The sequence below is a fragment of the Stenotrophomonas sp. 21LCFQ19 genome (genome assembly GCF_056861425.1).
In genome coordinates, this window is record NZ_JBSPUF010000008.1 from 91,683 (window position 1) to 102,872 (window position 11,190).

The 11,190-nt window shown below is 63.8% G+C and carries 8 protein-coding genes; 4 read left to right on the forward strand and 4 right to left on the reverse strand.

Features of this window, described 5'->3' with window-relative positions; genetic code table 11:
* Positions 1-326: 326 nt before the first annotated feature.
* Positions 327-3,107, forward strand: a complete 2,781-nt coding sequence (locus tag AC13FW_RS10565) for a TonB-dependent receptor (RefSeq protein ID WP_482989022.1) — start codon at positions 327-329, stop codon at positions 3,105-3,107.
* Positions 3,108-3,652: 545 nt separating this feature from the next.
* Here the strand turns inward: AC13FW_RS10565 and AC13FW_RS10570 are convergent.
* Complete coding sequence (locus AC13FW_RS10570; protein ID WP_482989023.1) at positions 3,653-5,266, reverse strand: alpha-glucosidase family protein; 1,614 nt, start codon at positions 5,264-5,266, stop codon at positions 3,653-3,655.
* A 203-nt stretch (positions 5,267-5,469) separates the two neighbouring features.
* On the opposite strand from AC13FW_RS10570, the gene AC13FW_RS10575 reads away from it, so the two are divergent.
* Positions 5,470-6,468 (forward strand): polyprenyl synthetase family protein, encoded by a 999-nt coding sequence (locus tag AC13FW_RS10575; RefSeq protein WP_482989024.1) that lies wholly within the window; start codon positions 5,470-5,472, stop codon positions 6,466-6,468.
* 5 nt (positions 6,469-6,473) lie between these two features.
* The gene (locus tag AC13FW_RS10580; protein ID WP_482989025.1) at positions 6,474-6,728 is read left to right on the forward strand and encodes a helix-hairpin-helix domain-containing protein; all 255 of its coding nucleotides are present in this window, start codon (positions 6,474-6,476) and stop codon (positions 6,726-6,728) included.
* A 371-nt stretch (positions 6,729-7,099) separates the two neighbouring features.
* On the opposite strand, the gene AC13FW_RS10585 is transcribed toward AC13FW_RS10580, so the two are convergent.
* On the reverse strand, positions 7,100-7,888 hold the full coding sequence (locus tag AC13FW_RS10585; protein ID WP_482989026.1) for a dienelactone hydrolase family protein: 789 nt from the start codon (positions 7,886-7,888) through the stop codon (positions 7,100-7,102).
* Positions 7,889-8,009: 121 nt separating this feature from the next.
* Between AC13FW_RS10585 and AC13FW_RS10590 the strand changes: the two genes are divergently transcribed.
* Positions 8,010-8,603, forward strand: a complete 594-nt coding sequence (locus AC13FW_RS10590; RefSeq protein WP_482989099.1) for an SMI1/KNR4 family protein — start codon at positions 8,010-8,012, stop codon at positions 8,601-8,603.
* A gap of 60 nt (positions 8,604-8,663) precedes the next feature.
* Here AC13FW_RS10590 and murD read toward each other — a convergent pair whose 3' ends face one another.
* Both murD and AC13FW_RS10600 read right to left on the reverse strand, forming a co-directional pair.
* Positions 8,664-10,103 (reverse strand): UDP-N-acetylmuramoyl-L-alanine--D-glutamate ligase, encoded by a 1,440-nt coding sequence (gene murD, locus AC13FW_RS10595; protein WP_482989027.1) that lies wholly within the window; start codon positions 10,101-10,103, stop codon positions 8,664-8,666.
* Positions 10,084-11,190 (reverse strand): MurL-like N-terminal domain-containing (locus tag AC13FW_RS10600; protein WP_482989028.1); only part of this gene is annotated, 1,107 nt, incomplete at its 5' end. The genes murD and AC13FW_RS10600, both read right to left, overlap by 20 nt.

An 11,190-nucleotide genomic window follows, 5' to 3' on the forward strand; every position in this document is an offset into this window, starting at 1 on the left:
TTTCGCGCGGAACGTCAAGAGCGCAGAGCGATTCCCGCCTGCGCGGGAATGACGGCATAAAACAAAAACCAAAGCCTACGCCAGAGCGATTCCCGCACCGTGGGAATGACGGCGTGAAGGCAGAACCGCTGCAGAAAGCGTTTTCAGACCTATCTGCCGCCGCAAAGCCCCATTGAATACGTATGCAGCCCAGCACCACGGGCTTGCCCGCTGATTACCATGCGAGTCAGTCGCAAGCAGCAAAAAAACAACGATGCATCCCCCACCCAAAAAAATACGGGGGAGCACAAAAAACAACCAAACGACATCACCTGGGAGAGGGGAGTATGTTGAACACCAAGCGCAATCTGCTGAGCGTTGCACTGGCCTCAGCCATCACATTGACTGCCACCGGCGTACACGCACAGACCGTGGACGACGAGGCCAAAGCGAAAGCCAAGGCTGAAGCTGTCGACCTGGACACCGTCACCGTGACCGGCATCCGCCGCGGCATCGAGAGCGCGATCTCGGTAAAGCGCGACTCGTCCTCGATCGTGGAAGCCATTTCGGCCGAAGACATCGGCAAGCTGCCGGACGTGAGCATCGCCGAATCCATCGCCCGCCTGCCCGGCCTGGCCGCCCAGCGCGTTGCCGGCCGCGCCCAAGCCATCAGCGTGCGCGGCCTGTCGCCCGACTTCGCCACCACCCTGCTCAATGGCCGCGAAATGGTCAGCACCGGTGACAACCGCTCGGTGGAGTTTGACCAGTACCCCTCCGAACTGATCAGCGGCGTCACCGTGTACAAGACCCCGGACGCCGGCCTGGTCGGCCAGGGCCTGTCCGGCACCCTGGACATGCAGACCGTGCGCCCGCTCAGCTACAACGAGCGCGTCATCGCCGTCAGCGGCCGCTACCAGAAGAACTCGCTGGGCGAAGCCGCCGGCGAGGATCCGTACGGCAACCGTATCAACTTCAGCTATGTCGACAAGTTCGCCGACAACACCATCGGCCTGGCCATCGGCATCTCCCACTCGGAAATGTCCAAGCAGGAAAACCAGGTCGGCCTCTACGAACCCTGGCAGGCGATCGGCGACAACTGGCGCCCGGGCGTTGCCGCCGGCACTTTCTATTCCGACGGCATCAAGGCCCTGCGCCGTACCGGCAATGCCAAGCGTGACGGCGTGATGGCCACCCTGCAGTTCCGGCCGAACAACAGCTGGACCAGCACGCTGGACACCTTCTACACCAAGGCCAAGGAACACGACACCGCCAACCAGATGGAAATCCATCTGGGCGACTTCAACGGCACCAACGATCCGGACAAGATCCGCTTGGACGTCACCGACGTCGTGGTCAACGGCAATGGCAGCTTCGTCAGCGGCACCGCGCACAACGTCTATCCGTTGATCCGCGGCATGTACAACAACCGCGAAGACACCATCAAGGCCATTGGCTGGAACAACGAATTCAACTTCGGTGATGTACGCGTCGTGGCCGACGTCAGCTGGTCCAAGGCCGAGCGTGACGAGCTGAACCTGGAGAACAACCTGCAGCTGCTGCCGGCGCCGATGCTGGATTCGGTGAAGCTGAACTTCGCCGGCGGCAAGTTCCCGCAGTTCACCCCGGGCTTTGACTATTCGGACTACACCAAGCTCTACCTGACCAACACCATCTACGGTTCCGGCTACGGCAAGACGCCGCATGTCGACGATGAGCTGAAGGGCTTCAAGCTGGCGGCCACCTTCCCGGTGCCGGAAGGCTTCACCTGGTTCTCGGACTTCGACGTCGGCATGAACTACGCCGACCGCAGCAAGAACAAGACCCAGGCCGAGGGCAACATCAACCTCGGTGCACAGGGCATCACCAGCATCGCCGCCGACCTGCAGTACAAGCCGGTCAACCTGGGCTTTGCCGGCGCCGGCTACATCCCGGCCTGGAACGTGCCTGCTGCGGTTGGCCGCTACATGACGTTCAACCCGACCACCACCGAAAGCTACCTGATTCCGAAGCAATGGACGGTGGACGAGAAGATCACCACCACCTTCCTGCGTGCCAACATCAGCACCCAGATCGGCTCGATCCCGGTACGCGGCAATGTCGGCATCCAGGCCCAGCATGTCGACCAGTCTTCGCATTCCAATTACTGGGATGGTTCACAGCCAGTTGGCAGCCAGGTCATTCCGATCAACGCAGGCAAGAAGTACCTGGACTTCCTGCCGAGCTTGAACCTGGCCTTCGAACTGCCGGCCGAGAACACCATCCGTTTCGCCCTCGCCCGCCAGGTCGCGCGTCCGCGCGTCGACGAACTGCGCGCGTCGATGGAATTCGGCATGGACACCAATACCGGCAAGCCCGGCTCCAGCGGCGGCAACCCGACCCTGGATCCGTGGGTAGCCAACGCCGCCGACCTGTCCTGGGAAAAGTACTTCGGCAACAAGGCCTATGTGGCCGCCGCCGTGTTCTACAAGGACTTGAAGAGCTACATCTACACCGAGAAGCGTGACGGCTACGATTTCACCAACCAGGTGGCAGAGTGGCTGAAGGTTGGCACCAATGCAGCCCAGCTGCAGGTCCCGGCACAGTCGATCGGCTACTACACCGCACCGTTCAACGGCACCGGTGGCAGCCTGCGCGGCGCCGAGCTGACCGCCTCGTTGCCGCTGGACCTGTTCACCGATGCCCTGCGCGGCTTCGGCGTGGTGGCCAGCGCGAGCTTCAACGACAGCGACATCATGATCAAGCCCGACCCGGCCAATACCTCCAGCGTTGGCACCGGCCCGATCATGCTGCCGGGCCTGTCCAAGCGCGTTTACAACTTCACCGCCTACTACGAGAACAGCGGCTTTGAAGTGCGTTTGAACCAGCGCAAGCGCTCAGACTTCATCGGCGAGATCGGCAACTTCAACGGCGCCCGTACCCTGCGTTATGTGAAGGGGGAGGACGTGCTGGATGCACAGCTGGGCTACAGCTTCGGCGACGGCACGATGTTCAAGGGCCTGAGCCTGTTCCTGCAGGCCAGCAACCTGACCAACTCCAAGTACGAAACCTATGCCGGCACCAAGGACAGGCCGCTGGAAACCGTGGAATGGGGCCGCACCTACCAGGTGGGCGTGAACTACAAGTTCTGATTGGTTCTGGTTGGAAGTGCATTGGAGGCCCGCTGCTATTGCAGCGGGCCTTTTGCGTTGTGAACAGCCTTGGCGTTTTCCGTATCCCAGAAGGAATTTGCTGAAGCTTGTTGCAGCCAAAGCATTGGCCGACTTGCTGTGGCTGTGGCTGTTGTGTGATGTCTGTGGTTGTTGTTGAAGTTACGCCGTCATTCCCGCGCAGGCGGGAATCGCTCTGGCTCTTGGCTTTTGGCTTTTGGCTCTTGGCTTTTGGCTTTTGGCTCTTGGCTCTTGGCTCTTGGCTTTTGGCTTTTGGCTTTCCCTTCTCCCGCCTGCGGGGGAAGGTGCCCGTAGGGCGGATGGGGGGGAGCTTTGGCTTTGGCTTTGGCTTTGGCCTGCTTTTAGAAGCGCCCTCACCCCAACCCCTCTCCCGCAGGCGGGAGAGGGGCTTGAGCCAGAGCCAGAGCCAGAGCCAAGGCCAAGGCCAAGAGCAAAAGCAAAAGCAAAAGCCAAAAAAAAGGCGGAGATGCTATCTCCGCCCGCACAAAAGAGAGAGCAACAAAAGCTCAGCCGCGACGCGCGCAATACACCGCGTGCCCAGGCAATACCAGTTCGCCAGCCTCGATCGCACCCGCCACCGGGCCCGGCAGCGCCAAGGCCTGCCATTCACCGGCCGGCAACGGATGCCGCACCGCTTCGCCGGACAGATTGAACGCCAGCAACAAGGTCTCATCGCCGGCCTGACGCTCGAACAGCAACACCGGCTCAGCACTATCAAGGAAACGAATCGAACCCTCGACCAAGGCCGGATGCGCCTTGCGCCAGCTCAGGAAACTGCGGAAGGCATGCAGCACCGACTCGCCATCCATTTCCTGCGCCTGCACAGACAAAGCCTGATGCTCGGCCGGAATCGGCAACCACGGCTTGCCAGTGGTAAACCCAGCCAATGCCTCGTCGGTCCACGGCATCGGCGTACGGCAACCGTCGCGACCCTTGAAATTCGGCCAGAAAGTGATGCCGTACGGGTCCTGCAACGCCTCGAACGGCACATCCGCTTCACCCAGGCCCAACTCCTCGCCCTGGTAGATGCACACCGACCCACGCAGCGAGCAGACCAACGCCGCCAGCATCTTCGCCAGCGATGGCTTGGCCGGATGCCCGCCCCAACGGGTCACCGCACGCTGCACGTCATGATTGGAAACCGCCCAGCACGGCCAGGACTCGCCCATCGCCGCTTCCAGCCGCTCGACGGTGCCGCGGATGTAGGCCGCGCTGTAATCGTCCACCAGCAGCTCGAAGCTGTAGCCCATGTGCAGGCGGCCCGGCGCGGTGTACTCGGCAGTCGTCGCCAGCGAATCCTCCGAGGAGATCTCGCCCAGCGTCACTGCCTGCGGGTACTCATCCAACAACGCACGCAGGCGCTCGAGGAAACCAATGTTCTCCGGCCGGGTGTTGTTGTAGTAGTGGTACTGGAACGCATACGGGTTGTCTGGGCTGAAACCACGGCCAATACGTTCGCTTTCGGGTTTCGGCGGATTGTCGCGCAACTGCGCGTCATGGAAGCAGAAGTTGATCGAATCCAGGCGGAAGCCATCCACGCCACGGTCCAGCCAGAACTTCACGTAGTCCAACGTTGCCTGCTGCACCGCCGGATTATGGAAATCCAGGTCCGGCTGCGAGGCCAGGAAGTTGTGCAGGAAATACTGCCGACGCCGCGGCTCCCACTGCCAGGCCACGCCACCGAAGATCGACAGCCAGTTGTTCGGCGGGCTGCCGTCGTCGCGCGCATCGGCCCACACATACCAATCGGCCTTGGGGTTGTCGCGGCTCTCGCGGCTTTCCTTGAACCAGGCGTGGTCCACCGAGGTATGGCTGAACACCTGGTCGATCATCACCTTCAGGCCCAGCGCATGCGCCTTGGCCAGCAAGCGGTCGAAATCGGCCAGGTTGCCGAACAGCGGGTCCACATCGCGGTAATCGGCGATGTCGTAGCCGAAATCGGCCATCGGCGACTTGAAGAACGGCGACACCCAGATCGCATCGACGCCCAATGACGCCACGTACTCCAGGCGATCGATGATGCCCGGCAGGTCGCCGACGCCGTCGCCATTGGTGTCCAGGTAGCTGCGCGGGTAAATCTGGTAGATGACGGCACCGCGCCACCATGGAGTCTTGGACATCGAACGCCCCCCTACGGGCCTCAGAGCCCCTGTTTCAGGGCTGCGAAATGTATGCCGGCCAGCTTAGCGTCGGCGCTTTGCCGGCGGGGTTGCTTGCATACGTATTCACTGCGCAAAGGCCCGGTTCTGTTCGGTTTTCGGCCCCGACGGGCCGCCCGCGCCCACACCGCCTATAATCCCCGGGTACCCCCTGAAGTCTTCCTATGAGCATCGCCGAACATATCCGCCCCGCGCTGGGCCTGCCTGCCATCCAGACCCTTGCCGCAGCGGACATGGCTGCCGTCGATGCCCTGATCCGTCGCCGCCTGTCCTCGGACGTGGTGCTGATCAACCAGATCGCCGACCACATCGTCTCGGCCGGCGGCAAGCGCTTGCGGCCGATGCTGGTGATGCTGGCCGGCCATGCGGTCGGCGGCGCCGGTCCGGAGCACCACCAGCTGGCGGCGATCATCGAGTTCATCCACACCTCCACCCTGCTGCACGACGACGTGGTCGACGAATCCGACCTGCGCCGTGGCCGCAGCACCGCCAATGCCCTGTGGGGCAATGCCCCCAGCGTGCTGGTCGGTGACTTCCTGTACTCGCGCAGCTTCCAGCTGATGGTTGAGCTGGAGCGCATGGCGGTGATGCAGATCCTGGCCGACACCACCAACCGCATCGCCGAAGGCGAAGTGCTGCAGCTGCTGCACGTGCATAACCCGGATACCGACGAAGCCGCTTACCTGCGCGTGATCGAGCGCAAGACCGCGGTGCTGTTCGCCGCCGGCACCCGCCTGGGCGCGCTGGCCACCGGCGCCGACGAGGCTGTACAGCAGAAGCTCTACGACTACGGCATGCACCTGGGCTATGCCTTCCAGATCGCCGACGATGTGCTGGATTACTCCGCCAATGCCGACGAACTGGGCAAGAACCTGGGCGACGACCTGGCCGAGGGCAAGGCCACCTTGCCGCTGATCCACGCCATGGCGCACTCGGATGACGTGGTCCGCAACCGCCTGCGCGAGATCGTGCAGGACGGCGATGCCAGCGCGATGCCGGAAGTGTTGGCAGCCATCCATGCCACCGGCGGCCTGGAATACAGCCGCAAACGCGCCGTGGAATATGCCAACGCCGCCGAGCAGGCGCTGGACGGCCTGCCGGAGACCGACGCCGTTGCCGCCTTGCGCGGCCTGGCCCGTTACGCCATCGAACGCAGCCACTGATCGCGATGGCGGGATTGCAGCAGTTCAACGAGGACGAACGCGCCGTGCTGTTGGCGGTGAAAGGGGTCGGTGCCACCGTGGTGGCCCGGCTGGAGCAGCTGGGATTCCATTCGCTGCAGCAGTTGGCGGAAGCCGAAACCAGCGATGTCGTCAGCCAGGCCTCGGCCATGCTTGGCAGCAGTTGCTGGCGCAACAGCCCGCAAGCGCGGGCGGCGATCAGCGGAGCGATAGCGGCGGCGCAGAGCCGGGCGTCGTTGTAGGAGCGGCGTCAGCCGCGAAGCCACGGTTGTTCCCGGCGCTACCAAAGGCGAACCGCCAGTAGCGCATCCCGTGCGGACAGCTGTTGCCGCGATCTGACAGATAGTCAGCTTCGCGGCTTATGCCGCTCCCACAAACCTGCATGCCTGATGCATTGCTGGGAACGCCCCTTGCCGAGCATGGCTCGGCACTACCGCTCCCTCCCTTTGCCGTAGGCAAGGGGAGGGTTGGGGAGGGGTGGCTGTACCGCTTCTGATCTTGCTCTGGTTCGCGGCTTGCGCCGCTCCTACAAAACATTGTTGGTGAGGCCTCTGCCGAGCATGGCTCGGCACTACAGGCCCCAGGGCATTGCTGGTAAAGCCCCTACCAAGCGTTAGTCGCCCAAGCGCTCTTCCAGGAAGTTATCCATCATCTTCCAGGCGCGCTTGGCTGCGCGTGGGTCGTAGAGGCAGCCCGGTGGACTGTTGGCGTCGGACTCGGCGAAGCAATGCACCGCGCCACTGAAATTGACGAATTGCCAGTCGGCCTTGGCCGCATCCATCTCGCTGCCGAAACTGGCGATGTCCTCGGCGGTGACACCGCGATCAGCCGCGCCATTGAGCACCAGGATCGGGACCTTGCCGCTGCCGACTGCTGCCGGAGCCGGGGTCGACAAGCCGCCGTGTAGGCTGACAACGCCCGCCAAGGGCATGCCGGCGCGGGCCATCTCCAACACCGTGGTGCCGCCGAAGCAGAACCCTACGGCAGCGATATGCGCGACATCCAGCGGCACCTTGCCAGCCTGTGCCTTCAAGGCATCCAGCGCCGCAGCCGCACGGGCGCGCAACAGGGCCCTGTCCTCACGCAAGGGCTTGGAAGCCGCAGCCGCCGCATCGTTGTCCGTGGGGCGCACGCTCTTGCCGTAGACGTCAGCAACCAGCACCACATAGTCATCGCCGGCAATCTGCTCGGCCTTGGCGATCGCCGAGGCGTTGACGCCGCGCCAGTTCGGCACCATCACCACGCCGGGGCGGCGCGCATCGCCGTCATCGTCGTAGACCAGCACGCCACTGAAGGTGGTGCCGTCGTGCTGCCACTCCAGCGGCTGCGACTTCATCGCGGCCCATGCCGGCGTTGCCGCCAATCCCAGCATCGTCACTGCAGCCCATCGCCACTTGTTCATGCCTGCGCTCCTGAGAAGAGGACGGAGGCATCCTGTCGATATCGCCTCCCGTGGCGCATTGTGCATTGGCGGCGTTACGCAGGTGTGCTTGGATATGCATCCCCAACGTGTCCTTCCGCATATGAGCCTCGTCGATACCTTCCTTTCCGGCCTTGTGCCGCGCTTGCCGGCAGATGACGCGCCAATGTGGCGCTGGGTGGAAGGCGCAAGCCAGTCCGACCTGCAACGCCTGCAGCGGCAATGGCCGCAGGTGCCGGCCAGCCTGCTGGAGCTGCTGGCGCAGGTGGATGGCAGCCACTACCGGGATTACCCGCAAGGTGAGGTCAACGTGCTGATGCTTGGCTCGGACGTCGGCGACGGCAGCTATCCTTACTACCTGCGTTCGGTGCAGCAGATCTTCGAGGACAGCGCGCAGTGGGACGACAGCATCCGTTCCATCTACGAAGAATGGCTGGACGATGAGCCAGAGATTCTTGGTGCCGGTATCGATGCCGACGTGCCGATGGGCAGGCGTCTGTGCTTCTCGCACTGCATGAACAACGGTGGCACGTCGATGCTGTACCTGGATTTTGATCCTGCCGACGGCGGCATCAGTGGCCAGGTCGTGCGCTACCTGCACGACCCGGACAGCTATGCGGTGATCGCGCCCAGCTTCGATGCCTACCTGCAGCAGCTGATCGACGGGCGTTACGCCTTCACCGACGAAGAGGAGTGATCTGCAGGTGTTGGGTGGCGCCGACTGACAGTCAGCGCCACGTCGGTCCCGGCCAAGGCCTTACAGGATGCCGATACCCGGAATCGCACTGATGCTGTCCGGATCAAACCCGGCCAGCTCGGCGAAGTGCCGTCCGCGCGCCACATAGTCCTTGTAGGCACCAAAGCTCGGCGCGCCAGGTGACAACAGCACGACCCCACCCTGCCCGCCCAGCGCGGCACGCGCCAGCTCCACCGCATGCGGCAGATCGGTCGCGGCGTGCAGGCCAAAACCGCCCGCCTCGGCCAATGGCGCGAGCAGCGAATTGATGCGTGGACCGTTGTTGCCCATGGTCACGATCTCGACCGGCGCGTTGTCGCGCATGTGCTCAGCGAAGTCCTGCCAATCCACACCGCGATCATGTCCACCGACCAGCAAGGCAATGCGTTGGCCGGCGAAACAATCCAAGGCGGCCAGCGATGCATGCGGCGTGGTGCTGATCGAATCATTCACCCAACGCAGGCCATCGCGTTCGCCCAGAAGCTGCAGGCGATTCGGCAAGGGCCGGAAACTCTGCACCGCAGGCGCCAAGGCAACCGCATCCAGACCAAGGGCTTCCAGTGCAGCCAACACCGCACACAAGTTGCCGCGGTTGTGGCGGCCGGGCAGCGGCGTGTTCGAGGTATCAAACACCGGTTGCGTACCGCGATGCACGACTTCGCCGACCATATGCCAGCCTTCGGGCTGGTTGAACCAGACGATCTGGCTGTGCGGCAGCTGCAGCGCGCGCAGGTGTTCGTCAGCGGCGTTGAGCACGGCGACGCGCGGATGACCGCCGGTCACCAACGACAGTTTGTCGTCGATGTAGCGCTGCTCGCTGCCGTGCCAGTCCAGATGCTCCGGAAAGATGTTCAGTACGATGGCGACGTCCGGCCGCGTGCCGCTGCGGGCGACTTCGCCGGTCTGGTAGCTGGACAGTTCCACCGCCCAGTAGTCCGGCGCTGGTTGTGGGTCCAGGGCCTCCAGCAACGGCAGACCGATATTGCCGATCAGGCCGGTACGATGCCCGGCCGCACGCAGCAGATGCGCCAGCAGCGAGGTGGTCGTGCTCTTGCCCTTGGTGCCGGTCACGCAGACCGTATTGGGCAGCGCGCCATTGGCATCGGCGTGCTCGCTGAACCACAGCGAGGTGCCACCGATGAACTGCGTGCCCTGCGCCAAGGCATGCTGCGCCTCGGGCTTGTACGGACTGATACCCGGTGACTTGATCACCACATCAAACGAAGCCAGCAGCTCACCGCTGAGCTCGGTTTCAACGCGCAGGTGTGCGTCACCAAGCGCAAGAATTTCCTCTGCTTCAGCAGCAGAACAAAGCACCGTCAAACGCGCAGGAAACCGCTCCTGCGAATCACCACTGACGATTCCCCATTCCCGATCACGCAGCGCGTGATAGGCCGCGCGGCCCTCACGCCCCCAACCCCACAGCGCGACGCGTTTGCCTTCAAGCTGCGAAATTCGCACGCAGACGCTCCCACAGTGCTGCCGGGATGCGGTGCTCACCATCAAATACCAGCAGCGGTTCAATCTGCAGTTCGTCCGCCGACAAGGTCGGCTGGATCAGGCTGGCGAAGCGCTTGACCAGCACGTCTTCCTTCCAGTCCGGACGCGATGCCAGGGTCGCCATGGCAGCGCGCGACTCCTTGCCCTCGCCCACGCACTCAAACGGTTTGTGGTCCTGGAACTCCAGCAGCGCATCGTAGCCGCCGGCCTGTTCCAGGTCGTCCAGCAGGTTGCGGCCGAAGATGCGCACCAGCCGGATCTTCGGCATGAACGGCGCCAGCGCCAGGAACACGAAGTGGCACTTCGGGCAGACGCCGCACCAGCGGTTCACCGGGCGCTCGCCGAGGATGTGGAAGTTGCGGTTGCAGCTGGAGAAATGCGCGTCGTAGAAATCGGTCTTGGCGAACTGACGGGCTACCGCCAGTTCCGACAGCGGACGCAGCAGCGAGTAGTAGTTCAGGTCGGCGGCGATGTGCTGCTGCACGTATTCGCCGAACGCCTTCTCGAAGGCCCAGCCCTTGGACCACTGGTGGTTCACTTCACCGGTACCGGCGATCTGGCTGCCATAGCTGGCCGAGCGCTCGTTGGAGAACACCACTTGATCCACGCCCTGCACCACGGCGGCCAGCACCATGATCGCCGAGTTCACCGCGGTGACCGGGATATGGCCATTCCATGCGCCCTGGCGGTTGAGCTCGAACAGCTCCGGTGCCAGCGTGCGGCCGATGTTGAGGGTCGGCAGGCCGGTGCGCTCGGCGCAGGCACGGATCAGCTGCGAGCCGCCGATCCAGGTGACGATTTCGGCCACGCCGGCGTTGCGCAGGGCTTCGATGCTGACCAGCGAGTCCTTGCCGCCGCCGATGGCTACGAGGGCGTGGTGGGCAAGGCCGAGGGCAGGCGCTTTGCTCCCCTCTCCCTGCGGGAGAGGGGCCGGGGGTGAGGGTACGGCTGCGGAGGAAGCTGCGTCGGCTGACGTGCCCCGCGCCCCCCCCCCCCCCCCGGGGGGGGGGGGGGGGGTGTCCGGGGCGGTGGCGCCGGCGCGCGCGGG

Excerpts from the sequence above, each read along its gene's own strand:
- AC13FW_RS10570 (WP_482989023.1), bottom strand. The coding sequence starts at position 5,266 with ATGTCCAAGACTCCATGGTGGCGCGGTGCCGTCATCTACCAGATTTAC.
- AC13FW_RS10565 (WP_482989022.1), top strand. The coding sequence starts at position 327 with ATGTTGAACACCAAGCGCAATCTGCTGAGCGTTGCACTGGCCTCAGCC.
- AC13FW_RS10580 (WP_482989025.1), top strand. The coding sequence starts at position 6,474 with ATGGCGGGATTGCAGCAGTTCAACGAGGACGAACGCGCCGTGCTGTTG.
- AC13FW_RS10590 (WP_482989099.1), top strand. The coding sequence starts at position 8,010 with ATGAGCCTCGTCGATACCTTCCTTTCCGGCCTTGTGCCGCGCTTGCCG.
- AC13FW_RS10585 (WP_482989026.1), bottom strand. The coding sequence starts at position 7,888 with ATGAACAAGTGGCGATGGGCTGCAGTGACGATGCTGGGATTGGCGGCA.
- AC13FW_RS10575 (WP_482989024.1), top strand. The coding sequence starts at position 5,470 with ATGAGCATCGCCGAACATATCCGCCCCGCGCTGGGCCTGCCTGCCATC.